This is a genomic window from Acinetobacter lwoffii, from assembly GCF_022809915.1.
Lineage (GTDB): Bacteria > Pseudomonadota > Gammaproteobacteria > Pseudomonadales > Moraxellaceae > Acinetobacter > Acinetobacter lwoffii_M.
Genome location: NZ_JALGQY010000026.1, coordinates 1 through 26,536 on the forward strand (window position 1 = coordinate 1; position 26,536 = coordinate 26,536).

19 protein-coding genes and 1 pseudogene are annotated in these 26,536 nt (G+C 44.1%); 14 read left to right on the forward strand and 6 right to left on the reverse strand.

Translation table 11 applies throughout. The annotated features are described in order from the left end of the window. Positions 1-356: 356 nt before the first annotated feature. The 4 genes from MTX11_RS12375 (at position 357) to MTX11_RS12390 (ending at position 5,171) form a co-directional block, all read left to right on the forward strand. Complete coding sequence (locus MTX11_RS12375; RefSeq protein WP_005245522.1) at positions 357-1,721, forward strand: MFS transporter; 1,365 nt, start codon at positions 357-359, stop codon at positions 1,719-1,721. A 344-nt stretch (positions 1,722-2,065) separates the two neighbouring features. Then, a complete protein-coding gene (locus MTX11_RS12380; RefSeq protein WP_243475238.1) occupies positions 2,066-3,415 on the forward strand; it encodes an aromatic acid/H+ symport family MFS transporter in 1,350 nt (449 codons plus the stop codon). Positions 3,416-3,559: 144 nt separating this feature from the next. Beyond that, a complete protein-coding gene (locus MTX11_RS12385; RefSeq protein WP_243475239.1) occupies positions 3,560-4,789 on the forward strand; it encodes a HEPN domain-containing protein in 1,230 nt (409 codons plus the stop codon). Positions 4,790-4,847: 58 nt separating this feature from the next. Beyond that, positions 4,848-5,171 carry an ankyrin repeat domain-containing protein gene (locus tag MTX11_RS12390; RefSeq protein ID WP_243475240.1) on the forward strand — a complete coding sequence of 108 codons (324 nt, stop codon included), beginning with the start codon at positions 4,848-4,850 and terminating at the stop codon, positions 5,169-5,171. Between the two features lie 49 nt (positions 5,172-5,220). On the opposite strand, the gene MTX11_RS12395 is transcribed toward MTX11_RS12390, so the two are convergent. Continuing rightward, positions 5,221-5,772, reverse strand: a complete 552-nt coding sequence (locus MTX11_RS12395; protein WP_243475241.1) for a type 1 glutamine amidotransferase domain-containing protein — start codon at positions 5,770-5,772, stop codon at positions 5,221-5,223. Between the two features lie 366 nt (positions 5,773-6,138). Further along, entirely contained in the window at positions 6,139-6,828 is a 690-nt protein-coding gene (locus tag MTX11_RS12400) for a TIGR04219 family outer membrane beta-barrel protein (protein ID WP_004647696.1), read from the reverse strand. 134 nt (positions 6,829-6,962) lie between these two features. Here MTX11_RS12400 and MTX11_RS12405 point away from each other — a divergent pair, with 134 nt between their 5' ends. The 4 genes from MTX11_RS12405 (at position 6,963) to zupT (ending at position 11,492) form a co-directional block, all read left to right on the forward strand. After that, entirely contained in the window at positions 6,963-8,411 is a 1,449-nt protein-coding gene (locus MTX11_RS12405; protein WP_243475242.1) for an aldehyde dehydrogenase family protein, read from the forward strand. Positions 8,412-8,997: 586 nt separating this feature from the next. Beyond that, a complete protein-coding gene (locus MTX11_RS12410; protein ID WP_243475243.1) occupies positions 8,998-10,473 on the forward strand; it encodes a sodium-dependent transporter in 1,476 nt (491 codons plus the stop codon). A gap of 10 nt (positions 10,474-10,483) precedes the next feature. Next, positions 10,484-10,594 (forward strand): methionine/alanine import family NSS transporter small subunit, encoded by a 111-nt coding sequence (locus tag MTX11_RS12415; RefSeq protein WP_004647694.1) that lies wholly within the window; start codon positions 10,484-10,486, stop codon positions 10,592-10,594. Between the two features lie 88 nt (positions 10,595-10,682). Beyond that, complete coding sequence (gene zupT / locus MTX11_RS12420; protein WP_243475244.1) at positions 10,683-11,492, forward strand: zinc transporter ZupT; 810 nt, start codon at positions 10,683-10,685, stop codon at positions 11,490-11,492. A gap of 70 nt (positions 11,493-11,562) precedes the next feature. On the opposite strand, the gene rsmB is transcribed toward zupT, so the two are convergent. Together rsmB and fmt are read right to left on the reverse strand one after the other, a co-directional pair. After that, on the reverse strand, positions 11,563-12,870 hold the full coding sequence (gene rsmB, locus MTX11_RS12425; protein WP_243475245.1) for a 16S rRNA (cytosine(967)-C(5))-methyltransferase RsmB: 1,308 nt from the start codon (positions 12,868-12,870) through the stop codon (positions 11,563-11,565). Further along, positions 12,867-13,829, reverse strand: coding sequence for a methionyl-tRNA formyltransferase (gene fmt / locus MTX11_RS12430; RefSeq protein ID WP_243475246.1), 963 nt, complete (start codon positions 13,827-13,829; stop codon positions 12,867-12,869). Before fmt ends, rsmB begins: the two co-directional genes overlap by 4 nt. A gap of 408 nt (positions 13,830-14,237) precedes the next feature. Between fmt and ilvD (MTX11_RS12435) the strand changes: the two genes are divergently transcribed. From ilvD (MTX11_RS12435) to MTX11_RS12460, 6 genes and pseudogenes are all read left to right on the forward strand, one after another. Continuing rightward, the gene (gene ilvD, locus MTX11_RS12435; RefSeq protein ID WP_243475247.1) at positions 14,238-16,067 is read left to right on the forward strand and encodes a dihydroxy-acid dehydratase; all 1,830 of its coding nucleotides are present in this window, start codon (positions 14,238-14,240) and stop codon (positions 16,065-16,067) included. A gap of 389 nt (positions 16,068-16,456) precedes the next feature. Further along, positions 16,457-18,142, forward strand: a complete 1,686-nt coding sequence (gene ilvD, locus MTX11_RS12440) for a dihydroxy-acid dehydratase (RefSeq protein WP_243475248.1) — start codon at positions 16,457-16,459, stop codon at positions 18,140-18,142. 177 nt (positions 18,143-18,319) lie between these two features. Then, positions 18,320-19,614 (forward strand): annotated as a pseudogene (locus tag MTX11_RS12445) (RNA-guided endonuclease InsQ/TnpB family protein). Between the two features lie 178 nt (positions 19,615-19,792). Further along, the gene (locus MTX11_RS12450) at positions 19,793-21,115 is read left to right on the forward strand and encodes a hypothetical protein (RefSeq protein WP_191112880.1); all 1,323 of its coding nucleotides are present in this window, start codon (positions 19,793-19,795) and stop codon (positions 21,113-21,115) included. Then, positions 21,096-21,383: a chorismate mutase gene (locus MTX11_RS12455; protein WP_004647685.1), complete on the forward strand. Its 288-nt coding sequence runs from the start codon at positions 21,096-21,098 to the stop codon at positions 21,381-21,383. Before MTX11_RS12450 ends, MTX11_RS12455 begins: the two co-directional genes overlap by 20 nt. A 308-nt stretch (positions 21,384-21,691) precedes the next feature. Beyond that, positions 21,692-21,871, forward strand: a complete 180-nt coding sequence (locus tag MTX11_RS12460) for a hypothetical protein (protein ID WP_004280844.1) — start codon at positions 21,692-21,694, stop codon at positions 21,869-21,871. Positions 21,872-22,137: 266 nt separating this feature from the next. On the opposite strand, the gene MTX11_RS12465 is transcribed toward MTX11_RS12460, so the two are convergent. Together MTX11_RS12465 and ppc are read right to left on the reverse strand one after the other, a co-directional pair. Continuing rightward, on the reverse strand, positions 22,138-23,433 hold the full coding sequence (locus MTX11_RS12465) for a solute carrier family 23 protein (RefSeq protein WP_243475249.1): 1,296 nt from the start codon (positions 23,431-23,433) through the stop codon (positions 22,138-22,140). 296 nt (positions 23,434-23,729) lie between these two features. After that, positions 23,730-26,414, reverse strand: a complete 2,685-nt coding sequence (ppc, locus tag MTX11_RS12470) for a phosphoenolpyruvate carboxylase (RefSeq protein WP_243475250.1) — start codon at positions 26,412-26,414, stop codon at positions 23,730-23,732. Positions 26,415-26,536: the final 122 nt, after the last annotated feature.

Consider the following 26,536-nt stretch of genomic DNA (forward strand, 5'->3'; position numbering starts at 1 on the left):
CAGAAGTGAAACCTCTTAGCGCTGATGGTAGTGTGGGGTTACCCATGTGAGAGTAAGTCATCGCCAGCTCATTATTCCAAAATCCCCCTCCGCCAAGGCAGAGGGGGATTTTTTTATGCGTGGGTTTTAGTCAAATAGCTCTTGGAATTGTTGAATATTGATTAAAAACTAGACTCATGGGTTTAGATTTTTAAGGAATAAGTAAGACTTTAGTCGGATATTGCATGAAAAGTAGCTGTGTTGAACTAAGTTGTTGCGAAGACATGGCGATAAGAATCATTAAAAATAATAAATAAGAGTTAGGGTCATGTGTCGTGCTGAAAACAACGAAAAAAACTCACAGGAGGTGAGTAAAAATGGCAGAAAACATGAAGCGAGTAGCAAACACTGTAAGTGTGAATGATGTGATTGATCAGGCAAAATTCACTAAATTTCACTTAAGCATTGTATTATGGTGTTTGTTTATTGTCCTATTTGACGGATATGATTTAGCAATTAACGGTGTCGTTCTGCCTCTACTTATGCAAGAGTGGGGCATGAGTGCTGTTCAAGCAGGCATGCTTGCAAGTACAGCACTCGCTGGCATGATGTTTGGAGCCATGCTGTTTGGGATGCTTGCAGACAAAATTGGTCGTAAAAAAGTTATCTTGATTTGTGTTTCTTTATTTAGTGCTTTTACATTTTTAGGTGGATTTACCACTAATCCAACAGAATTTGGTATTTTACGTTTTATTGCTGGTTTAGGGATTGGTGGTGTATTACCAAACTTAGTCGCTTTAACGTCTGAATATGCACCTAAACGTTTAAAAAGCACACTGGTAACCACCATGTTTAGTGGTTATGCGGTGGGCGGTATTATGGCTGCATTATGCGGTACATGGTTTACACCAAGTTTTGGTTGGGAAATTATGTTCTTCATTGCAGGTATTCCATTACTTTTTGTTCCATTTTTTTGGAAGTTCTTACCTGAGTCTTTAACTTTCCTCGTTAAAGAACAAAAAGTGAATGAAGCACGTCGTTTTATAAAGCAAGTCGAGCCAACTGCAGACATACAAGAAGATACTGAACTGGTTCTAGCTAGTGCTGATCAGACCCAAAGTGCATCAGTAAAAGCTTTATTTACAGAAAATCGTGCCACAGGAACATTCTTATTTTGGATTGCTTTCTTTATGTGCTTACTCATGCTTTACGCACTTGGAAGCTGGCTACCAAAACTGATGATGGCAGCGGGATATTCTTTAGGTAGCAGTTTAATGTTCTTATTAGCACTGAATATTGGTGCCGTGATCGGAACCATTAGCGGTGGTATTTTGGCAGACCGTTTTGACTTTAAACCTGTTCTTATGAGTATGTTAACTGTCGGTGTACTATCTTTGGTTGGTTTGGGCTTTAATTCTCCAACCCCTGTTATTTATTTACTTGTGAGTTTAGCAGGTGCCTCATCTATTGGTACCAGTATCTTGTTATATAGCTATGTTGCTCAATACTATCCTGTTGCAGTACGTTCTACTGGTATTGGTTGGGCTTCTGCTGTAGGGCGTACAGGTGCAATTGTTGGCCCAATCGTGATTGGTATGCTACTTGGTATGGAGTTACCACATAAATGGAACTTTATCGCGGTAGCAATGCCAGGTATTATTGGTATCATCGCTATTTCAATGATTCGTAAGCCACAATCTGGTCGCGTGGTGGTGAAAAAATTAAAAACAGCCAAAATTTAAACTCTCGTAATTAACCTACTCAGTTAAAAAAGCTCCTTACTTAAAGGGGCTTTTTCATATCTTTAGTATGAAATTAAATCAATATTCAATTGGTCAAAAGAATAAGCGGATTAAAAGAGCTTAAATATTGGACGAATTAAAAAATAAACATCAATTATTCAAAAGTTTATACTAATAATAGTGTGACATATCACGCAAATAAATGACATTTCCGAGAGCATAGCAGAATATCAATTAGTCTTATTGTGCCTTAAATCCTGCTTGCGTATATTGCCTGACATTGAAGATTGCCTTCAATCTTCAACAAAGATGTTATGGACAAGTACTCATGGGAGATGAGAACGATGACAACGGAAAAAATAGATGTAAATTCTGTAGTCGATAATGCGAAATTCACGCCTTTCCACTTCAATGTAGTTGCTTGGTGTTTACTCATTATCTTATTTGATGGCTACGATTTAGCAATCAATGGTGTGGTTTTACCCTTACTGATGCAAGACTGGGGCTTAAGTGCAGTGCAAGCGGGCATGCTTGCAAGTACCGCACTGGCTGGCATGATGTTTGGTGCGATGATCTTCGGTTCCCTCGCGGACAAGATCGGTCGTAAGAAAGTGATCATGATCTGTATTGTATTATTTAGTGGTTTAACTTTTGCGGGTGGCTTTGCCTCAAATCCAACCGAATTCGGTATTTTACGTTTTCTTGCCGGTCTGGGTATTGGTGGGGTCATGCCGAATCTGGTGGCATTGACTTCGGAATATGCGCCACAAAAAATGCGCAGTACCTTGGTAACCACCATGTTTAGTGGTTATGCCGTCGGTGGTGTAATGGCTGCGTTGTTGGGTTCATGGTTTACCCCAAGTTTTGGTTGGGAAATCATGTTCTTTATCGCGGGTATTCCATTATTTTTATTACCAGTGATCTGGAAATTTTTGCCTGAATCGCTGGCATTTATTGTGAAGCAAAACAAGCAGGCTGAAGCACGTCAAATCGTACGTCGTCTGGCACCAAATCTAACGGTTACCGAGAATACAACGCTTACCCTGCCACAGGAAAATGTGCCTGAAGCAGCGAACGTGGTGAGCTTGTTCCGTCGTGGCCGTGCGGTCAATACCTTATTGTTCTGGGTCGCGTTCTTTACTTGTCTGTTAACCATGTATGCACTTAGCAGCTGGTTGCCGAAGTTGATGATGGCAGCGGGCTATTCGATGGACAACAGCCTGATGTTCATGATGGTGATGAACGTGGGTGCGGTTGTAGGTATTGTGGGTGGTGGTATTCTGGCGGATCGTTTCCACCTGAAACCGGTACTGATGGTTCTGGGCATGATGGGTGCGATTGTAATGAGCTCAATGGGCTTTGCATCTAACCAGTTCTTGCTTTACATTTTGGTGTTCCTGGCTGGTGCAGCGTCAATTGGTTCGCAAATGTTGCTGTATAGCTATGTGGCGCAGTTCTACCCACTTGCAGTACGTTCAACAGGTATTGGCTGGTCTTCTGCGATTGGTCGTATGGGCGCGATTGTAGGCCCAATCCTGATTGGTGGCTTACTGGGTATGAACCTGCCTGCTTACTTCAACTTTATGGCAGTCGGTTTGCCGGTGCTGATCACTGCAATTGCGGTTGCCTTGATCATGCATGACGATGAATCTGAAAAGATTGGTTCAGTCGAGCCAGCAGTGTCTAAAGCTTAAGAATTTGAGTTTTAAAAAGAAGCCTCCGAAAGGGGGCTTTTTTATAAGAGGTATACTATTTAGAATGATATATACACTTTAAATTTAATAAATTTTATGAATAGAAGTAAAGCTAAAAGAATATTGCAAAGAATGGTTAACTCATTGTTTAAGTTGCAAGCTTTCGTAAAGATAAATAGCTTTGATGATATAAAAAATCTTGATGATTATTTTGGACAAGAGCTGACTTTATCAAAAGAAAAAACAATTTTCATTACTACTGATACAAGAAACACTTTAAGGTCCATCACCAGTGAATTGATTGTTTATTATGATTTAGAAGATTACATCACTTTTTCTGAGATTTTCTCTAATGTTAAAAAAATATATGCTGACTATATCCTGAATAAAAAATCTCCAGAAAATATGATAGATGATGTCTATGAGTTATCAAAGAAAGAAATAAGAGTATTTAATAATATTAACTGCTGTGAAGGTATAAAGCTTAACGGCATAGAACAATTAAACTGTGGAGAATATAAAATAATTTCTTCTGATTTTTCAACATTTCTTAAAGCCTATGGAAAAGAAGAAGCTGATTTTTATGAGATGATGAAAGATTATCTATGGATTTGTGGAAGTGAAAAAGGAAGTAAGAAGCAGGTAGAACATAAATTTGATTACAAAGCTAATCTAATTACTAGTTTTTTGAGTATCTGTTTGCAAACTATAAATAAAAAATCAATATTAAATTATAGGATTCAAGCTTTAAATTCTTCTTCTAGCCATAAATCTCGTAACCTTCGTTTACAGTGGGCAAACGAAAGTCAATATGGAAGTTTTTCTTATTCATTTCCTAAATTTTCCAATGCTGAAATTGATTTAGAAATATTAAAATACTTTAAAACCAATTTATTCTTTGATGAGTTTTTTACTATTTTAGAAAAAGAATTAAAAACCGAAGTAGAAGATGCGATTATTAAATCTGTATATTGGTTTTGTGAAGCTACAAAAGATAATAATGATACTATGAAATTTATTAAATTATGGTCATGTATTGAGTGCTTCTTCTCTATTACACAAGATGAAATATCTGAATCAAATGCAAAAGGTCTTGCCTGTATATTGGTATATGGTGGTTATCGAATCCATGATATTGAAAATTATAGAGAGGTAAAATCTAAAATTAAAAAAATGTATAAGAAAAGATCTAAAGCTTTACATAGAGCATATTGGTCTGACATAGAAGCTAACGATGTAGTGGAGTTAGCAGATTGGACTGCTTGGTTGATTATCAGTATTTTAGGTTTAGCAGTTGTAGGTAACTATACAAGACTGTCCCAAATTAAAGAACAGACCGTCAGATTAGATAATATTCATAATGAAATACAATAGAAATTAACTTTTTGACATTGTAAAATATTTATTAATAAATAATAAATTTGATCTCATTATGAAACTCAATTCAATCTCCCCAATCCCTGAAGATGATGACGAACTGCATCTTCCTGAACTGGTGTACTGGGCATCTTTAGGCGATGTTGAACAGGTCGAGCAGGCGCTACACGAAGGTCTGGACGTCAACTCCGCCGATGAAGAAGGCTACAGCGCTTTACAGGCTGCTGCTGAAAATGATCATCTGGAAGTGGTCAAACTCTTGGTCAGCAAAGGCGCAGATATTGCGCATCGTAGTCCAAATACTGCTTTAGAACTGGCAGAAATGGCCGGCAATAAAGAGGTGGTGGCTTATCTGAAAAGTCTGGCCGGTGGTGTCTGAATATAAAAAAAGAACCTCAATGCTGAGGTTCTTTTTTTATGGTATGAGCTTAGGCAGCATCGCCTTCAAGTTCTTTTAAAATCGCTTCATTGAAAGCCGGTAAATCGTCCGGATTGCGTGAAGTAATCAGTACCCAGTCACCGGTATTGCAGCGGTGGACTTCTTCATCAACCCATTTCCCGCCGGCATTTTCCAGATCCAGCTTGATGCTCTTATAGGAAGTCAGATTCTTGTCTTTGATACGCTGTGCATCAATCAAAGTCCATGGCCCATGACAGATCGCGGCAATCGGTTTGTGATTGTCGGCAAAATGCTGAATGATTTTTTGCGCATCCTGATTGATTCTTAAGGTATCCGCGTTGACTGTACCGCCGGGAATCACCAAAAGATCATAATCATTCAGATCGACGTGTTCAAGACTGGTATCCGGCGTATATTGGGTGGCAGCTTTGGTATCACCTTTGACCGTCGCGACATCTTCATTTTTTTCGGCAGCATGAATCACTTCAAAACCTTTGGACTTTAGAAAATTTAAAGGCTCAGTGAGTTCATCATGTTCAATGCCTTGATTAGATGTAATAAAGAGGATCTTTTTTACCATGATTGCTGTTCCCAAAAAATGTGAGGATTTTTAGCTTAACAACAAGGGGATTCTTACAATGTTGGAGTTTTAGCTCGGAACTGTTAAGCAATGATAAATAAAATAATAGGCAGAAAAAAAAGCCCCGACATCCTGTCGGGGCTTTTTCGTATCTCGTGATTTAGGTATAACTCCTGTCGTACCTCACGTCCTGGTGTTGCGATGTTCTTCTTGTTTTTAGGTCTTCGGAGCATCCTGCTCTCTATGTTTATAAAGTAATACACATCCCGGTAACGCACTAGCAGCAGATTGCGGTTATTGCTGTACGCTTTGGCTTACATCAGCGCAGAGAAATTGAGCTGTGCAAGCCTAACCGGTTGTATTGCATTAAAAATGTATATCTAAGCCGATATAAGGACCTTTAAATTCCAGCTGTAAGTCTGGACGTTGATCCTGTTCAAAATCTACCTGCATGAGGCGATAACCGATTTTGGCACCGACATCGACCAGCAGATTATCAATGAAATCATATTGCAATTCTGCCTGTACGTCGGTTTTTCGGGTATCGCTGCCGCGACTGTAAACCGCTTCTGCTTTGGCACTCATACCGGTAAATGGCAATTTAACCCCGGCTGTTGCATAGAGCAGTGGGCTATATTCATCCAGATCGTATTGTGTGAAAGCGCCGGCAGTCCGGTTTTCCACCGTACCATCCAGGTTGGTTAAACCTGCACCTATATCCGCATGCACAATGGTATCCAGCAATTCGTAATACAGAATATAGTCAATATTGTTCAGCTCGATATCTGAGGCATTGACAGGAGAACTCTGTTCGCTGGTGCTGTCCAGATTGACGTATTTGATTTTTGCATTTGGCAATAACGGTACCGGATGTTCTACAGCGACAGATAGTTGTGCTGTACCTTGTCGATCCAGCTCATGCTTGAAATTGTTATCCTGGCTATAGCCGTCAAAATCCCAGTAGCTGAGATCCGCTTTTACGCCGATTACATCTGCATGACTGAGCGTACTGAGTCCAAAACCGAAGAATAAGGTGGTGAGTATTTTTGCGCGCATGGCTCTATTCCCTAAAGCTTTATTAAAATTGGAGGTGTCTGGTTACTTAAAAACATCTTCTTAATATGGAGTAGCAAGTGCATGATATAGAGAATTTCAAAAATGTATATCCTTGGATTTTGCAGGACAATAAGATGGTAGCGAGAAGCACACAACAAGCGAAAGAGTATGCATTATATGTCGCCGGTCAGGCGGTTCAGACGGGTGAATGGCTAGAGGTCAAACATAAATATAGCCACGAACTGTATGCCCGTGTCGCCTTGGCAGATGCCAACACACTGGAACAGGCGATTCAGTCTGCCGTAGATGCAGAAGCCGAAATGGCTGCCTTGGAGCCGTTTCAGAAACAGAAAATTCTGCTGCATTGCGTACGCCGTTTTCGTGAAATTCATGAAGAACTGACTGAAATTCTGATTGCAGAAGGGGGCAAACCGCGTAAAGCAGCGGAAGCCGAAGTTGAACGTCTGATTAATACTTTCCAGATTGCCGCAGATGCCGTGACCCAAGTTGATCAGGGACGTATGCTGCCTCTGGCCGTGACTGCGACAGCATCTGGTTATCAGGGCATTGTGAAACAGGTGCCAATTGGTGCAGTGTCTTTGATTAGTCCGTTTAATTTTCCTTTAAACCTGACCGCGCATAAAATTGCTCCTGCGATTGCAGCCGGCTGTCCCTTTGTGCTCAAACCGCCTAGTCTAACTCCGATTTCTGCCTTAAAAATTGCCGAAATTCTGGCGGAAACCGATTTACCGCAAGGTGCTTTTTCGGTCTTGCCCTGTCCGCGAGAACTGGCCGATCTACTGGTCACCGATGAGCGTTTTAAATTACTCAGTTTTACCGGTTCCGATGCTGTGGGCTGGGATATGAAAGCGCGTGCCGGACGCAAAAAAGTGGTCTTGGAACTAGGTGGCAATGCTGCCGTCATGATTGAACCAGATACCGAAATTAACGATGCGCTGATTAACCGTCTGATTGGTGGCGCTTATAACCATGCCGGACAGGTGTGTATCAGTGTGCAACGCATTCTGGTGCATCAGCAGATTTATACTGAAGTGAAGGACAAACTGCTGGCGAAACTGAAAACGATTAAAGCCGCTGATCCGAATCTGAGCACAACCTTGGTTGGTCCGATGATCAAGGAAGATGAAGCCAAACGCCTGAAAAAATGGCTGGATAAAGCCGTGAAAAAAGACGCGAAAATCCTGATTGGAGGCGAATTGAATGGTGTGATGTTCGCACCGACCTTGCTGGAAAATGTAGACCACAGTCTGGAAATCTACCGTGATGAAGCCTTTGGCCCGGTGGCAATTCTGGAAGCGTATGCTGATTTCGAATCCGGTATTGCCTGTATCAACCGCAGCCGTTTTGGCTTGCAAGCTGGAGTGTATACTCAGAATCTGAACAAGATGCTGTATGCCTGGGATCATCTGCATGTCGGCGGTGTCATTATCAATGATATTCCGTCTTTCCGGGTCGATAACATGCCTTATGGCGGGGTCAAAGATTCAGGTCTGGGTCGTGAAGGAATTCAGTCAGCCATTCGCGACATGCAGGAAGAGCGCATGCTGGTGATTAAAGCCTAAGTTTAGAATACTCATCGCTTCGATATCACAGGCAGCTTGTTTTAAATCTGCTTGTGATATTTAAACCGGTTTTTAAAGAGGTCAAAATTCCATGAGAGAATTTGATTTCCCATATCACGGCTTGGTCATGCGCCTTAGTATGAGCCGTTTCATCATTAAATAATGATCTAAAAACAGATGCTGGATCAGAGTCTTGGAATACATTTTTTAAAACAGCGACCCTGTAGTAAAACTTAAGAAAAAATATATTCCAAAAAGTTTGTCAATATATAACTTGTTTAATCTGGCTTATTTCGCAGAATTATTGAACGCTTAATTCGAATAGATTATAAATAACGAATATTTTAAGCAGAATTTACAGAAAAAATTTAAAAAAGTCAGTATTGTTGAGTCATCTACAAGGTCAGTTTTTCGATCAGACTTTAAGCAAGATGTAAGACCTGCTGACCTGTTTGTACATTAGAATTCGACGCCCACAAGGTGCCATCTAATTCAAACACCCAAAATTATTGAAAATGCTTCTTTTTTTGCTTGCGCCATAACCATAACAAGCAGCATCTAAAGAGGTTAAAAGTTTAGGTGTTCTATGACAGAAACTCGTGAGAATTGGTCCGCACGATCAGGATTCATTATTGCAGCGATTGGTTCCGCCGTTGGCTTGGGGAATATCTGGCGTTTCCCTTATGTTGCCTATGAAAATGGTGGCGGGGCATTCCTGATCCCTTATCTGATTGCGATTTTCGCAGCAGGTTTACCTTTATTGTTTTTAGACTATGCGGTCGGACACAAGTTCCGCAAAGCGCCGCCTATGGCCTATAAAAAACTCATGAATGCCGAATCTCTGGGTTGGTGGCAGGTCATGGTCACTCTGGTGATCGGGATTTACTATGCCAGCGTATTGTCTTGGGCCGGCAGTTATATGTTCTATTCCTTTGGACAGCAGTGGGGCACAGATACCCAAGGCTTCTTCTTCAATACTTACCTACAAAATGGTGAGGGTCTGACGCTCGGTTTTGTACCTGTGCTGTTCTTTGGTCTAGTGGTCGTTTGGGCAGCAGTCATGCTGATTCTTTACGGTGGAGTACGCCGTGGGGTGGAACTGGCGAATAAAATCTTTATGCCATTGCTGGTGATTTTATTCACGATCCTGGTGATTCAGGCAGTCCGTTTACCGGGTGCAGTCGATGGCTTAAATGCTTTCTTCACGCCAAACTGGGAAGCGATGGCCAACTATAAAGTCTGGTTAGCGGCCTTTGGTCATATCTTCTTCTCACTTTCAGTGGGCTTCGGGATCATGTTGACCTATGCCTCTTACTTGAAACGCAAAACTAACCTGACCGGTTCAGGCATTGTGGTGGCATTGGCCAACTCGTCTTTTGAAATTCTGGCGGGTATTGGTGTCTTTGCCGCGCTTGGTTTTATGGCATTCAGCTCAGGTGCGAAAGTTGAAGATGTGGTATCTGGCGGTATTGGTCTGGCCTTTATTGCGTTTCCGAAAATCATTTCCAGTTTAGGTGCAGGTGGTGACCTGTTCGGTTTCCTGTTCTTCGCTTCGTTGACGGTTGCCGGTATTACCTCGATGGTCAGTATCCTGCAAGTTCCGATTGCTGCGTTCCAAGACAAACTGGGCTGGTCAAAGAATAAGTCAGTAACGATTATTGCTGGTGGTTCAGCGGTGATTTCTACCCTGATGTTCTCGACACATAGTGCCATTACCTTTGTCGATATCATCGACTACTTTGCTAATAACATCGGTATTGTCGGTGGTGGTCTGTTATCGATTATTCTGTTGTCGTGGTTCCGTCGTCCATTAATGAAACAGCTGGAAGGCCATGTGAATGAGTTTGCCAGCGTGAAACTGGGTGCCAGCTGGAACTTCATGCTGACGGTGATCACGCCGTTGTCATTATTGCTGGCATTGGGCCTGACCCTGAAATCGATTATGGTAGAAGGTTATGGTGGCTATGCTGCCAGTACCCTATGGATGGTAGGTGGAGGAGTGATGGCATTCTTTATTCTGGGTGCCATTCTGTTCAGCCTGATCAAAGACCGTCACAGCTAGGAGAGCGACTATGAATACATCTGCACTAATCATGATGATCATCTCCATCGTTTTATTATGGGGTGGTCTGGTACTGGCTGTGATTCATCTGGCAAAGAATCCGGAAGAACCAGAAGACTAAAAATCTTCACATAAACCTACTGTTGCCATAAACGGAAGTCATTATCATCCTTGATGATAATGACTTTTTTAATGGCTGATGCTTTGACATGATTTCCGTTTCAGATGGACAAGTCTATACAGCCTTTGCCGTGACTTTATTTGCCGGGCTGGCCACCGTGGTGGGTGGGGGACTGGTATTATTCTTAAAAAAACCTAATTTCCGTTTGCTGGCCTTTGGTCTGGCCTTTGCTGCCGGGGCCATGATCTATGTCTCTTTAACCGAAATTCTGAACAAATCGATCGCGTCCTTTAGCTTAGATTTTGATGAAAAAACCGGTTTTGCCTTTGGCACTTTTGCTTTTTTACTGGGCGTAATTCTGGTGTTGTTGCTGGATCGTTTTGTGCCAAACCCACATGACACTATTGAGACCCATTCTGCCAAGGGCGTCAGTTCACCCCAATTACTGCGTACCGGCATGCTGACCCTGTTTGCGATTAGCGCACATAACCTGCCGGAAGGGCTGGCGACGTTTTTTGCCACGCTGGAAAGTCCTGCTTTGGGTGCGCCATTGGCAGTCGCGATTGCGATTCATAATGTACCAGAAGGCGTGGCGATTGCCCTGCCGGTCTATATGGCCACCGGCCGTAAAGATTATGCGCTCTGGGCCAGTTTGGTTTCCGGACTGGCCGAACCATTAGGAGCAGCGCTCGGGTATTTTATTCTGGCACCTTATATGAGTGAAACCGTCTATGGTCTGATCTTTGGCGTGATTGGCGGGGTGATGGTTTATCTGGCGCTGGATGAATTATTGCCGACGGCAAAGCGCTATTCTGAAGGGCATGAAACAGTCTATGGATTGGTGAGCGGCATGGCGGCATTGGCCAGCAGTCTGGTGATTTTTAAGTTTATTCAATAAGCCATATATTCACTAAATCACGCGCCATAAAAAAAGCAGCTTGCGCTGCCTTTCATTTTAAACACATGACTTATGCAGTTTTTTCTATACGGCAATAGAAGAAACCGTCGCCTTGATCTGCTTTCGGCAACAACTGACGACCATGAATCTGTTCGATACCCCAATCGGCTTCGATTTTGATTTCTTTGGCATCGGCATGTTGAGCAAAGAACTCGACCATCTGCTGTTCGTTTTCGGCTTTTAGAATTGAACAGGTGATGTACAGCAACGTACCGCCAACTTTCAGTTGCTGCCACATATTTTCCAGAATCTGCTTTTGCAGATGTACCGTTTGCGGAATATCTGTAGAGTGACGTAGCAAGCGAATATCCGGATGACGACGGATCACACCAATTGCGGAACATGGTGCATCCAGCACGATACAATCCACCGACTCAGGTGCTGTCCAAGTGATCGCATCAGCCGCGATAATTTCAACGTCGGCATATTCAGTTAATAGTAAACGTTCCAGATTTTCTGCCACACGGACTAAACGTTTGGCATCCTGATCAATGGCATACAGTTTTTTCGGGCTATATTTTTCCAATATATGCGCAGTCTTACCACCCGGAGCGGCGCAGGCATCGACCACGACTTTGCCTTCAAGGTCAGGAAGCAAGGTCGCACACAGCTGAGCATGTTCATCCTGAACCGAGAAACCACCGGCTTCATAGCCTGGCAGGTTCGGAATATGCACATTCTGTTCCAGAACGATACCAACTTCGGAAAGAGTACAGGCACGTGCCTCATAGCCTTCTTCTTCCAGAATTTCCAGATATTCATCACGGCTGACCTGATTGACATTGACACGCAAGGTGAGCGGTGCAATCTGTTTCAAGTCATGTGACAGTTCGGCAAGCTGTTCCGGCCAGTCTTTCTTTAAACGCTTGTAGAGCCAGCTTGGCAGGCCATGCGCCTGATTTAAAGCTAGGTCAAATTCTTCTGTTTCACGTGAAACACGACGCAGCACCGCATTGACCAGACCGCTTAAAGGTTCAAAGCCCAGCTGTTTGGCTGCAGTCACGGTTTCTGAAATCGCAGCATGTGCCGGAATACGGGTACATAGAATCTGGTACAAACCCAAATATAAGCAGCTTTCTAGCGCCTGGTTATCAAGAGGTTTGGTTAATAGCGGCAGGGTGATGGCTTTCAGGCCATGCCACTGACGTAAACAGCCTAGAGTTAACTCGTGATAAAGACCACGGTCACGCTCAGAGACGATGTTGATATGTTGATTGAGTACAGAAGCAAGTGATTGGCCATTTTGTACAGCCAATAGCGTTTTTACAACTTGCGCGCGCAAATTCAAGTTTTTAGCTGATGATTGAATTTGGCTCATGCGAATTTATATCCTACCGACAGTTTTTGAGTTTGATTAATTTGAACAGCATTCAGGGCTTTGCCGCCTGGCCATTGCAGATTGGTGATACAGATGGCATTTTGGTCGCCACACATCACATGCACGCCGTCTTTATCCAAGGCAATCACTTCACCAGGTAGGGCATTGCTTGCATTTTGCGTGGAAAGTGATGAATTCCAGATGCGTAAATTGCTGCTGTCATCCAGCGGAGTAAATGCCACCGGCCAGGGATTAAAGGCACGAATATTACGATCAATGGCTGCTGCAGACTGGGTCCAGTCAATTTGTGCTTCGGCTTTTGACAGTTTATGCGCGTAAACCGTCAGGCTTTCATCCTGGACTTCGCGAGTCTCAAGATAGTGCTGTAAGGTCTGTTCCGATTCAAGCACGGCCATAATCGCCTCTGCACCTTGCAGTGCCAGTTTGTCATGCAGGCTGGCAGAAGTATCTTCGGCAGTAATCGGACATCGTGTTTTATACATCATATCCCCGGTATCCAGACCGGCCGCCATTTTCATAATGGTCACACCCGTTTCGGTATCGCCGGTAGCAATCGCGCGCTGAATCGGGGCTGCACCGCGCCAGCGTGGCAACAGCGAACCGTGTATATTCAGGCAACCATATTTTGGCGTATCCAGAACCACTTGTGGCAGGATCAGGCCATAAGCTGCCACCACCATCACATCTGCATTTAAGGCTTTAAGTTCCGCTTGCGCCGCCAGACCTTCTTCAGTCGATGACTTGAAATGTAAAGGCTGATAGACCGAAAGATGACGTTCAAGCGCTAACTGCTTCACCGCAGATGCCGTGAGCTTTTGTCCACGTCCGGCCTTGCGGTCCGGTTGAGTATAGACCGCCACAATTTCATGTTCGGTTCTAAGCAACGCAGCCAATGCAGTCGCTGCAAATTCTGGTGTGCCTGCAAATATGATCTTCACACATGAAATTCCAAATAAACTTAAAAGCTATTATAAGCCAAAAGCCAAATTTCAGCCTAATCGTTGCAAAAACTTATCGAATAGAGCCTGTGAGTGCTTGAATTTCAGTGGAATTTTTATATAAAAAAAACTCATGCAAATTGTAAAAATTATTCATGAAAGTTTTGTATTGTCCTGATGATGATGGCGGTATAGTAGATTTCATTAAGAAATTTTTATCGTCAGATCATCCAAACCTCTCGATAGACATTTTTGCCTGCATCTACACTCAAAAGGCCATCTTGTAAATCAAGGGCTTGTAGTATGATAGGTTTAAAATTCAACTGATTTAAGCTCTTTGTCAGTATGATTTAGCCAGAGTGGATCTGCCCGATTCATTGCAAGCTCAAACTTTGTTGGAAATATAAAATGCCTGACTATCGTTCAAAAACATCGACACACGGAAGAAATATGGCTGGCGCACGCGGTTTATGGCGTGCCACCGGCATGAAAGATGAAGATTTCGGTAAGCCGATTATTGCGGTGGTGAACTCGTTCACCCAGTTTGTACCGGGTCACGTTCATTTGAAAGACTTAGGTCAGCTGGTGGCACGTCAAATTGAAGCGTCAGGCGGCGTGGCCAAAGAATTCAATACTATTGCTGTCGATGATGGCATCGCGATGGGTCATGACGGCATGCTATATTCATTGCCTTCACGGGATCTGATTGCAGACTCGGTCGAGTACATGGTCAATGCGCATTGTGCCGACGCAATGGTGTGTATCTCGAACTGTGACAAGATCACCCCGGGGATGTTAATGGCTTCAATGCGTCTGAACATTCCGGTGGTATTTGTCTCTGGCGGTCCAATGGAAGCGGGCAAGGTCAAAATCCGTGGCAATGAAAAAGCCATCGACCTGGTTGATGCCATGATTGTTGCAGCAGATGACAGCTTCACTGATGAAGAAGTCGCTGAATATGAGCGTTCAGCTTGCCCAACCTGTGGTTCATGTTCAGGCATGTTCACTGCAAACTCGATGAACTGTTTGACTGAAGCACTTGGTTTATCGCTTCCGGGCAATGGTTCAACACTGGCAACCCATGCCAACCGTAAAAAATTATTTGAAAAAGCCGGTCAACTAATTGTTGAATTGGCGAAACGTCATTATGAACAGGAAGATTACAGCATCTTGCCACGTTCAATCGCAACCAAAGCAGCGTTTGAAAATGCCATGACGCTGGATATTTCCATGGGTGGTTCAACCAATACGGTTCTGCATTTGTTGGCAGCAGCACACGAGGCTGAAGTTGACTTTACCATGACCGACATCGACCGCTTGTCGCGTAATGTGCCGGTACTATGTAAAGTTGCGCCAGCGAAACAGGATGTCCATATGGAAGATGTACACCGTGCCGGTGGCATCATGTCGATCTTGGGTGAACTGGATCGTGCAGGCTTGCTGGATACATCTGTTCCAACCGTTCATGAAAAAACTTTAAAAGATGCCTTGGATAAATGGGACATCATCCGTACTGAAGATGAAGAGGTGTATCAATTCTTTAAGTCAGCGCCGGGCGGTGTACCAACGCAAACCGCATTCTCGCAAGACCGTTATTATGCACGTTTAGATGGTGACCGTGACAATGGTGTGATCCGTAATGCAGCCAATGCATTCTCGCAAGATGGTGGCCTGGCAGTACTTTATGGCAACATCGCACTAGAAGGCTGTATCGTAAAAACAGCAGGTGTGGATGATTCAATCCTGAAATTCAACGGGACTGCACGTGTGTTTGAAAGTCAGGATGCTGCAGTTGAAGCCATTCTTGGCGGCAAAATCACTGCGGGTGATGTTGTGGTGATTCGCTACGAAGGTCCACGTGGTGGTCCGGGCATGCAGGAAATGCTGTACCCGACCAGTTATCTCAAATCGAAAGGTTTGGGTAAAGACTGTGCACTTTTAACAGATGGCCGTTTCTCGGGTGGTTCATCTGGTCTGTCGATTGGTCACGTGTCTCCTGAAGCAGCGGAAGGTGGTGCGATTGGTCTGGTTGAAGATGGTGACCGTATCGAAATTGATATTCCAAACCGTACCATTCACCTGGCAGTGGATGATGCAACCATGGCAGCACGTCGTGAAGCCCAAGAAGCCAAAGGCTGGCAGCCTGCTGAACAGCGTCCTCGTAAAGTGTCTAAAGCACTCAAAGCGTATGCGATGCATACCACCAGTGCCTCGAAAGGTGCAGTACGTGATATCTAATTTGTAATTTTACAGATTTAAAAAGCACTCCAGATGGGGTGCTTTTTTTTATTTGAAATTTATAGATTCAATAAGACGGGGGTCTTAAAGGAAATTGTTTAATTGCAGTTTATAACCTTCGGTTCGACCTACTTTTGTTTCGGCAAAAGTAGGCAAAACTACTATCATCTGCAAAACTCGTCCGAAACTAGCATTTTTCACTTATATCGCAGAAACAGTAAATATTAATTGTAGTCCTGCCTCGGACAGTTGCAGATGACTTTGGCATGTATCGAATATTATAGAAGCAGCTGAAAGCTGTATTGCTTTGTTTTAATTCTATACAATGACCTTAAAATAAATTGTCCAAGACCGAAGCTTAAAATTGGTCATCGCCCAGGAAGAGAATAATGAGTAAAGATAATATCCGCGAGCATTCAGCCCCCGTTTATGAAGGCATTGAAAATGCACCGGCGCGTTCCATGATGCGTGCTACCGGTTTTAAAGATGCCGATTTTAAACGGCCATTTATTGGTATCGCTTCGACCTGGGCCAATGTCACACCATGTAATATGCATATTGATGGTCTGGCCAGAACAGTCGAGCAGGGCGTCAGTGCCGCGGGTGGTAAGGGCATTATCTTTAATACCATTACGATTTCAGATGGTATTTCCAATGGCACGGAAGGTATGAAATATTCACTGCTATCACGGGAAGTGATCGCAGACTCCATTGAAACGGTCGTGGGTTGCCAGGCTTATGATGGAGTCATCGCGATTGGTGGCTGTGATAAAAACATGCCGGGTTGCATCATGGGGTTGGCCCGCTTAAACCGTCCAGGGTTGTTTATTTATGGTGGAACCATCAAACCCGGCGAAGGCCATACCGACATGATTTCGGTATTTGAAGCAGTCGGTCAATATGCCAAAGGTGAAATTAACGCGATTCAAGTCAAGCATATTGAAGAAGTATCCTTGCCGGGTCCGGGCTCTTGTGGCGGCATGTATACGGCCAACTCGATGGCCTCTGCAATTGAAGCACTCGGTATGAGCTTGCCGGGTTCGTCCGCGCAAGAAGCAGTTTCGGATGACAAACAAATTGACTGTGCCCGTGCCGGTGAAGCAGTCATGAATCTGTTACGACTGGATATCAAGCCACGTGACATCATGACCAAGGCTGCTTTTGAAAATTCGATCAAGGTCTTGATTGCGCTGGGTGGTTCGACCAATGGCGTGTTGCATCTGCTAGCCATGTCGCATACCGCAGGGGTTGAATTGAGTCTGGATGACTTTGTCCGAATTGGCAAAGATATTCCGGTGGTGGCCGATGTGCGCCCATCTGGTAAGTATTTAATGTCTGAACTGATTGCCATCGGTGGGATTCAACCACTGATGAAGCGCATGCTGGATGCCGGCATGCTGGATGGGTCCTGTTTAACGGTCACAGGTAAGACGCTGGCAGAAAACCTGGCCGATGTGCAGGACTATCCGGAAGGTCAGCAGATTATTCTGCCTTTTGATGCGCCCGTGAAAAAAGATTCCCATCTGGTGATTTTGAAAGGCAATCTGTCGCCGAAGGGCGCTGTGGCCAAGATTACCGGTAAGGAAGGTCTGCATTTTGCTGGCCCGGCACGGGTCTTTGAAGGCGAGCAGGGTGCCATGCGCGGGATTCTGGATGGCGAAGTCCAGCCGGGTGAAGTGGTGGTGATTCGTGGCGTCGGCCCTAAAGGTGGTCCGGGCATGCCGGAAATGCTGAAACCGACTTCTGCGATTATTGGTAAAGGTCTGGGCGCTTCGGTGGCTTTAATTACTGACGGACGCTTCTCTGGTGGCAGTCATGGCTTTGTGATTGGTCATGTGACGCCAGAAGCTTATGAGGGTGGCCCGATTGGTCTGGTGAAAAATGGTGACCAGATTTCAATTAATGCTGAAACCCGGGAAATGACCTGGCATGTTGCGGAAGAAGAAATTGCCGCACGTCAAGCGGCCTGGACCAAACCTCAGCCAAACTATACTCACGGTGCGCTGGCCAAATTCGCCAAACTGACTTCAGGTGCAGAAACCGGTGCAGTCACTGACCTGAATCTTGACCTCTAATCCATTGTTAAACATTGAACATTTGCTTATCTTAATCGGGCGTAAGACCCTCACCGACAGTCAGGTGGAGGATACAAGCGAGTGGCGATAGCCATATTAAAGATAATGTTTTCTTGGTTTTATTGCTTATTTTTGCTATAATTTAAACACTACAATTCTTTTATAAACAATGATTTAATGAAGATTTCACAACACTACAAGTTTAGGCTTCTGCCTAACCAAGAACAGGAAATATTGCTTAATCAAGCAATAGGTTCTGCTCGTTTTGTGTGGAATCAAATTCTCGCTAAATCATTTGAAATGTTTGCTAAAGATGAATATATTCGTTACGAAAGCATTGAAAAAAAATTAGTGCCCCTTAAAAAAACACCTGAATTTTCTTTTCTTGGTCAAACATATTCAGCTTGCTTACAGCAAAAAATACGTGATCTTGCTCAAGCATGGGGTAAGTTTTACAACAAAAAAGAACAAGCTCGTTTAAAGCAAAACAAGCGGAAACCACGTAAACCCAATTTTTTTAAATTGGCTAATGGTGGTGAGATTCAGCTTAGACCACTCATGCCAAGATTCAAGAAGAAATCAGATGGTGAGCAATCTTTTAGACTTCCATTTGCAGATTGTGAGGTTATTAGTGATCGAGTTTCTTTGCCTAAAAAACAGGTTGGATAAGATTTAAAAAATCACAAGAAATTGTTGGTAAAATCACAAGTATTACAATTAAGAAAATTTGTGGGCTTTGGTATGTTTCATTTTGTACTAACCGTGAAATCGAACAACCAATTCATCCATCAAAATCTGCAATTGGTGTTGATCTTGGCATTAAGCAATTAATTACAATATCAACAGGTCAGGTATTTGACCCAATCAATAGTTTTAAAGCCAATCAAGTAAAGTTGGCTAGGCTTCAACGCAAGTTGAGAAAGAAAACCGAATTTAGTCAAAATTGGAAAAAACTTAATTTAAAGATCAATAAATTACATCATCATATTGCCAATATTCGGCATGACTACTTGCACAAAGTCACGACAACTCTCAGCAAAAACCACGCAATGATCGTAGTTGAGGACTTAAAAGTAGCCAATATGTCGAAGTCAGCCAAAGGCTCAATCGAAGAAAAAGGAAAGAATGTTAAAGCTAAATCAGGCTTGAACAAATCAATCCTAGATCAAGGTTGGTCAATGCTTGTTAATATGTTGGTGTACAAACAGCAATGGCGAGGTGGTTTACTCGTTAAAGTTGACCCTAAATATACAAGTCAGACTTGTAGTTCATGTGGTCACGTTGCAAAAGAAAATAGGCTCACTCAGGCAAACTTTAGTTGTGTCGAGTGTGGCTTTAGCGAGAATGCAGATATTAATGCTTCTCGCAACATTTTAGCGGTGGGACACACCGTTTTGTCTGTCGAGGGAAGATGCGGTAAAGATCGCCCTGTGAAGCAGAAAGCAAGTGAAATCCGTGAGGAAGTCACCTAAGAGCTTTTGCTTTTAGAATCCCCCACTTGAGCTAGTCGAAAGTGGGGGGAGTATGTCAAGACTTGATATAAGTTTTTACACCATGCAGGGCTTTTGCTCTGCGATCTTAAAAATAGATTATTCTGTACAGATTCAATTTTTTGAACTGCACACCGTCATCTTTGTCGAGGCCGAACTCATGTCCCTGTTACGCCGTTGGTTTGATCCAATCCGATCGAGTTGGTTTTACCAGAAACCAATCCGTCAAACGGTGTTATCTATTCAAGATGGGCTGAGTATCCATTTAAGACTGGATGATGTGTACAGCTATCTGGCGGTACAGCAGCTGCCCCAGCTCGAAGAAATTTTAAGTCCGCAGCTCAAGCCGCTGAAAGTAATTATTTCCAGTTCGCATGCAGCCCCCCCAAATCAGATGTCTTTTGATGAATGGCAGCACTACACCCTAAATGATGCCAAGATTCTGTCGAAACAGCATCGTTTTAGTTTTCATGACACGCCAGAATTGCCCAGCGCTGAAGCCTTGCAACAGGCGGAACTGATTTTACGGCATACCCCGCTGCGCGGGCAGGATTTTCTGTATTTGCTGGAAGATGTGTTTCATATGTTGTGGCAAAAACAGACCGGAAAATTACGCACCCTTCATGCCATGGCCAGTCGTCATCATCAGCCACAGGACTTTCCCGAACGTATTTTTGACCAGACCCCGATTCTGGCCAGCTATTTTAATTTAGGCGGACGCCAGTATCAGGCAGTCGATGACCTGTTGCGTCTGACCCGGCGTCTGGAGCAGCAAAAACTGCTGACCGGTAATCCGATTTTTATGATCGATCACATTGAATGGCGTGAGCATCTAATCAGTGATGCCGAAGAGCTGAACGAGATCCAGTCGATGGATCCGGAACTGGACTTGTATATCGCGCTGGAAGATCCGATCTCCTGGCTTTTGCTGGCCTATATCAAGGAAGAACTGGCCGATTATTATAATATCCAGTTGAATGTCTATCCCTTGTCCTATCGTGGCCGGGATGAGTTTGACTGGAGTCTGGCCACACGTTTATCCAAACGGACGGACGTAGAATTTACCCCGTTTTGCCGACCGACCGAGCAGGCGATTGCGCCAATGGCACAGTTATTTTATAGCTGTCCCGAGGAGCAGCGGATTGAGGCGATGTACCAGATCTTGCAGGCTGTCTGGACCCGTGGTGAAGACCTGTCTTATGCACCCCATTTCAAACTTTTGCAGCAACAGTTAAATATTGTAGATCTGACCCAGAACGATATTCTGGTGAAGCTGCAGGACAATGATATGCTCTGTGAAATGAAGTCGCAGCCGAACTTTCCGGTACTGGAACTGCGGATAGATGATCAAAGTTATACATTTAATAGCTTATATCGGGTCTGGATGATTGAAAGTATTTTCAGTAATGTGTTAGAAGAAAAGTATAAAAGTAATAATCAAACTGAAAGTGAACTGAAAAAACATGGAAAAGATCAAAGCTGAATCACTAGAACATGCACGTCAACAGATCGATGCCATTGATACAGCTTTAGTTGAGCTGATCGCTGCGCGTCAATTTTATGTTGATCAAACCACCCGTTTCAAAAAAACCGAAACCGATTTGCAGTCACCAGAACGTATGGAACAGATTGTAGAAAATGTTAGGGCATTGGCGCAAAAGCAGGGCCTCGATCAGGAGTTTATTGAACATCTATACCGTGAAATGTTCCAATACTTTATTCAACGTGAACTGAAAGAGTTTCGTCCTTAAACGGGCTCATTTCAGTTCAACTACGCCGGACGATCTTCAAGCTATGCAGGAGATCTTGCTGTAGCCATGGCGATTTTTAAGCACAACATCGCCTTTTTGCAAAAATAATTTATCCATAAAAAGCCCATTCAGCCAAGTGCCTAAAGCCTTGCCTGGACGGGCTTTGCACGGTTTTATAGAAATTATGGTAAAAAAAATAAATTGATTTTATTAAATATTTTTACAATGTAGGTTTGATTTAATTTAAAAAGTATATATATTGTATATACATCTTTTGCAAAGCAGTCTTTATTTTGGAGAGATAAGCAATGAGCGAGCAAATCAAAAAAATAAAGACAGGCAAGAAAGATGGACAACTTTTAATTCGTATTCAGAGTACGGAGCGTGATGAATTTATTCGTCTCTGCGAAGAACTGGATACTAGTGCTGCTCGTGAATTAAGAAAATTTATTCGTGGTTTTGTGAAACAACACAAGCCTAACGAATAGCCTTACTAGGGAGTAATACCATGGCTAAGCAAGTTAAATCTTTAAAGCAAGAAATCAAAGCACGTTTGAAAAAGATTTCAAAACATAAAGGCAAATTGAAGCAACTGAAGCAAGCGCTTAAAAAACAGAAATAAGCCAACGCGAATCAATTGCCAGTCACTTAAAACAGTTTATTCTAGACAGACTGTTTTAGGCTACAAAAAAGACCGAACATATATGTTCGGTCTTTTTGCTTGCAACAGGCTGTGCCCAGTCATCGCTGAATTTTATTTTTTATCGACCAGACTGAAGAACCAGTTTAAGAACAGGGCTGCAAACGTTGCCGTACCAATACCACCCAGATTGAAGCTACCAAAAGTCAGGGCAAAATCACCCGTACCTAAAATAATGGTCACCGCAGCCACCATCAGGTTCTTGTTCTGCGAAAAATCGACCTTGTTCTCAATCCAGATTTTGGCACCGGCAATGGTAATCAAACCAAAGACTACAATCGAAGCACCGGTCAGAATCGCTGTCGGAATCGTGTGAATAATCGCACCAAATTTAGGCGATAAACCCAAGAACACAGCAAAGACACCTGCGACTGCAAAGATGATAGTCGAGTAGACCCGTGTTACGGCCATCACACCAATGTTTTCACCATAGGTGGTCATACCCGGCGCACCCACACCACCGGCTAAAGTGGTTGCAACACCATCTGCCACAAAGGCTTTACCAATATGCGGATCCAGGTTTTCACCAGTCATCGCGCCTACGGCTTTAATATGTCCCAGATTTTCAGCCACCAGAATTAAGGCAATCGGCGCAATGATCAGCATGGCATTCAATTCAAAGGTCGGTGCATGGAAAGTCGGTAAACCGAACCAGGCCGCTTGCTGAATGGGAAGGAAGTTGATTGCAGTGCCATAACCCAGGACATTACTGAGTACAAAGTAGATCAGATAAGCCAATAACAGGCCGACCAATAACAGCAGGCGCTGTAATAAGCCACGGGTGAATACGGCAATTGAACCCATGCACAGCACAGTGACCAGGGACATCCACATATTGAAGGTATTGCCCATCACACTTTTCACTGTGACTGGAGCAAGGTTCAGGCCGATAATCATCACCACGGCACCGGTTACCACCGGTGGCATCAGCTTTTCAATCCAGCGGGTGCCGGTCGCCATGACCAGAAAGCCCATCAGCGCATAGAAGATGCCACATGCGATAATCCCGCCTGCTGCAACGCCAATATTTGGATTCAGTCCGCCACCACCCGCATAACCGGTTGCCGCGATCACCACACCAATAAAGGCAAAGCTTGAACCTAGATAACTTGGAACCCGGCCACCGGTGATTAAAAAGAACAGAATAGTACAGATCCCTGACATTAAAATCGCCAGGTTAGGATCAAAGCCCATTAAAAAAGGTGCCAGTACAGTCGCGCCAAACATGGCAAAAGCATGTTGTACACCCAAAATGACCGTTTGTGCGGGTGGCAAATACTCTGCGGTACCTACTGGTCGTGCATCGATACTGCCCTCATAAGGGCGCCATTTGGGAAACCAACTGGACATAAAATGAGCACTCAAAAGATAAATTGTGCACATCATACTCTTGTTCTTTAGAAGATTTAATCACTTAAACAAAATTTTTGTTCAAATTAATTCTATGACTTTATTTAAGATTTTACCGGGCGGTAAAAGAATACTGGGTTAAAATTAAAGTGAAATCAGTAGATTAATTTCTTATTATGAATAGGGGTATCTATAAATAAATCTGATTTACTATATAAAATAAAATATTTCCTGGCTATTGACTGGTCAATAAAAAAGCACATCACCAGGATGTGCTTTCAAATGGGCATTTTTGCTTAGCCAGTATTACGCAAACCGGCTGCAATACCGGCAATACTGACCATCAGCGCATGATCTACCGGGGTGTTTTCGGCCTGTTGCTGTTCCAGATATAAACGGCGACGTTTCATCAGTTCAGCTTGCAGCAAGTGCAAGGGTAACAGATATGGTTTACGTACCTTCATGGACTGATCCAGTACGCCATTGCTGCTGAGCAGTTTCGATTCACCTTTCAAGCTTAACAGGGTTTGTACGGCATCCTGCAAACGTTGGCGCAACGCTGTCCCCAGAATTTTCAGATCTTCATCCTGGGTCAGATGCGATTCATAATACAGCGCTACATGGGCATCGGCTTTAGACAGTACCATTTCCAGCATATCAATCAGGGTCTGGAAATATGGCCACTCGGCCAGCATCTCATCGAGTACATTACACTGTCCCTGATCTAGGACCTCATTCAGTGCGGCACCGGTACCGAGCCAGGCAGGCAACATCAGGCGAATCTGGGTCCAGGCAAATACCCAGGGAATTGCCCGTAAGGATTCAATGCCGCCGCTGACTTTACGTTTGGCGGGACGTGAACCCAGCGGCAGCATTTGTAGTTCAAGCTCCGGGGTAACAGTACGCAGGTATTTTACAAAATGCGGATTTTCACGCACGGTCTGGCGATAGACCTGAACAGACAGTTCGGTCATTTGATGCATCAGGTCGCGCCATTCCTGTTTTGGTTCTGGTGGCGGGAGCAGGGTCGCTTCCAGGGTTGCAGCGGTATAAATTTCCAGATTTTGCAGCGCGATTTCTTCCAGTCCGAATTTAAAGCGGATCATTTCGCCCTGTTCAGTCACCCGGATTGCACCGGAAATAGAGCCCGGTGGCTGAGAGAACAAGGCTTGCTGGGTTGGCGCACCACCACGGCTGATTGAACCGCCACGACCATGAAACAGGGTCAATTGCACGCCATGTTGCTGGGCAACTGCGGTCAGTTCTTCCTGGGCACGATATTGGGCCCAGTTGGCCGACATAAAACCAGCATCCTTGGCAGAATCAGAATAGCCAATCATCACCTCATGCTTGCCCTGAATATGCTGTTTGTACCAGTGCATATTGAACAGGGTCGACATGGTTGCGGCTGCACCATCCAGATCTTTTAAGGTTTCAAACAGAGGAACCACCCGTAACGCCTGCTCGATGCCGGCTTCTTTTTGTAAAAGCAGTACCGCCAAGACATCACTTGGATATTCTGCCATGGAAATAATATAGGCACCCAGAGACTCGCTCGGCTGTTCGGCCAATGTGCGCATGGTGGCAAAGACTTCCTGTACATCCGGATGTTCAATCAGGCTGCCGACCGGTTCATTCAGATGTTTTGGCAGCAACGGACGCTTGCTTTGCAATTCCTGCAGTAAAAAGTTTTGACGGGCCTGTTCGGTCCAGGTTTCAAAATTCCCCAGTCCTAAATATTCAGTAATAGCTGAAATCGCCTGACGGTGACGGCCAGATTCCTGGCGGATATCCAGTTTTAGCAGTTCGATCCCAAAACTGTTGACCCGGTAAATAAAGTCCAGCAGGCTGCCATTGGCAATTTCGGCCAGATTGCAGTCCATCAGTGAACGGTAGCAGGTCAGGAGCGGTTGTAAAAGTTCGTCTTTACTTTTAATCACCAGACTGTCATCGGCATCATTGCCTTTTAATTTTTCTGCCAGCCAGTGCCGCGTGGCTTTCAGGCGGGTACGGGTGTCACGTAGATATTCACGATAGGGTTCAGGATGGGGCTGGCCCAAGGCTGCGGAAATTTCCGGACTGCATTGCTGAATGGATAGTTCCCAGCGCAGGTTTTCAATATCGCGTACATAGAGATCGGCTGCTTTCCAGCGCGACAGCCATAGTACTTCCTGAGTGACGGTGTGGGTGACATTTGGGTTGCCATCGCGATCACCCCCCATCCAGGAGGCAAAACGTACTGGTGCGACATCTAAGGGAAGGTTCTGGCCACATTGCGCCTGAACCATGCCATTTAGTTCGCGGATAAATTTTGGTACTGCATTCCACAGGGTCTGTTCAATGGTGGTAAAGCCCCATTTCGCTTCATCAATCGGAGTCGGGCGATGCTGACGGATTTCATCGGTTTGCCAGGCGGAGCTGATCAGCTGTTTAAGATCGGCCAGAACAGCCTGGCGTTCACATGGCGTCAGTTTCTGCTGGTCGAATTTGGACAGGGCATTATTGATGCCATCATATTTTTGAATCAGGGTACGGCGGCTGACTTCTGTGGGATGCGCGGTCAGGACCAGTTCAATTTTCAGTTCACAGATTTGCTGATACAGCGTATCTGCAGAAATTTCCTGCTGTTTAAATTTTTCAAATAAAGGCACCAGAGGATTGGGCGATTCTGCAGTGTCATCAAACTCGCTCTGACGGCGACGACGTACCACATGATATTGTTCGGCAATATTGGCAAAGTTTAAAAAGTGGGTAAAGGCACGGGTCAGCGGCAGGATTTCGGCATCTTCCAGGCTCAAAAACAGTTGTTCCAGTTGTTTTTCTGCTTCGACCTGTCCATCGCGAGCGCCTTTGGACAGGGCACGGATCTGCTCGATCTGATTAAACAAATCCTGCCCGGCATGTAATTTTAAGGTTTCCCCAAGCAAATTACCCAGTAAGCGTACGTCTTCGCGTAGTGGTGCATCAATCTGTTGAATCATTTTTTATTCCCTCACATGCATGCTTTGACTATACCGCGACTGCATGACAATCCAAGTCCCCTAGAGACAAAAGTTGCAGAACATAGGCTGCTTTTTTAGCAACTTTTAGGCCATATACGGTG

What these genes read in the sequence shown, in the direction of transcription:
- MTX11_RS12460 (WP_004280844.1), top strand. Translation starts at nt 21,692, where the DNA reads ATGAGCGAGCAAATCAAAAAAATAAAGACAGGCAAGAAAGATGGACAA.
- MTX11_RS12410 (WP_243475243.1), top strand. Translation starts at nt 8,998, where the DNA reads ATGACAGAAACTCGTGAGAATTGGTCCGCACGATCAGGATTCATTATT.
- MTX11_RS12380 (WP_243475238.1), top strand. Translation starts at nt 2,066, where the DNA reads ATGACAACGGAAAAAATAGATGTAAATTCTGTAGTCGATAATGCGAAA.
- ppc (WP_243475250.1), bottom strand. Translation starts at nt 26,414, where the DNA reads ATGATTCAACAGATTGATGCACCACTACGCGAAGACGTACGCTTACTG.
- rsmB (WP_243475245.1), bottom strand. Translation starts at nt 12,870, where the DNA reads ATGAGCCAAATTCAATCATCAGCTAAAAACTTGAATTTGCGCGCGCAA.
- MTX11_RS12405 (WP_243475242.1), top strand. Translation starts at nt 6,963, where the DNA reads ATGGTAGCGAGAAGCACACAACAAGCGAAAGAGTATGCATTATATGTC.
- MTX11_RS12450 (WP_191112880.1), top strand. Translation starts at nt 19,793, where the DNA reads ATGTCCCTGTTACGCCGTTGGTTTGATCCAATCCGATCGAGTTGGTTT.
- MTX11_RS12455 (WP_004647685.1), top strand. Translation starts at nt 21,096, where the DNA reads ATGGAAAAGATCAAAGCTGAATCACTAGAACATGCACGTCAACAGATC.
- MTX11_RS12390 (WP_243475240.1), top strand. Translation starts at nt 4,848, where the DNA reads ATGAAACTCAATTCAATCTCCCCAATCCCTGAAGATGATGACGAACTG.
- MTX11_RS12465 (WP_243475249.1), bottom strand. Translation starts at nt 23,433, where the DNA reads ATGTCCAGTTGGTTTCCCAAATGGCGCCCTTATGAGGGCAGTATCGAT.
- zupT (WP_243475244.1), top strand. Translation starts at nt 10,683, where the DNA reads ATGATTTCCGTTTCAGATGGACAAGTCTATACAGCCTTTGCCGTGACT.
- ilvD (WP_243475248.1), top strand. Translation starts at nt 16,457, where the DNA reads ATGAGTAAAGATAATATCCGCGAGCATTCAGCCCCCGTTTATGAAGGC.
- MTX11_RS12400 (WP_004647696.1), bottom strand. Translation starts at nt 6,828, where the DNA reads ATGCGCGCAAAAATACTCACCACCTTATTCTTCGGTTTTGGACTCAGT.
- MTX11_RS12375 (WP_005245522.1), top strand. Translation starts at nt 357, where the DNA reads ATGGCAGAAAACATGAAGCGAGTAGCAAACACTGTAAGTGTGAATGAT.
- MTX11_RS12395 (WP_243475241.1), bottom strand. Translation starts at nt 5,772, where the DNA reads ATGGTAAAAAAGATCCTCTTTATTACATCTAATCAAGGCATTGAACAT.
- ilvD (WP_243475247.1), top strand. Translation starts at nt 14,238, where the DNA reads ATGCCTGACTATCGTTCAAAAACATCGACACACGGAAGAAATATGGCT.
- MTX11_RS12415 (WP_004647694.1), top strand. Translation starts at nt 10,484, where the DNA reads ATGAATACATCTGCACTAATCATGATGATCATCTCCATCGTTTTATTA.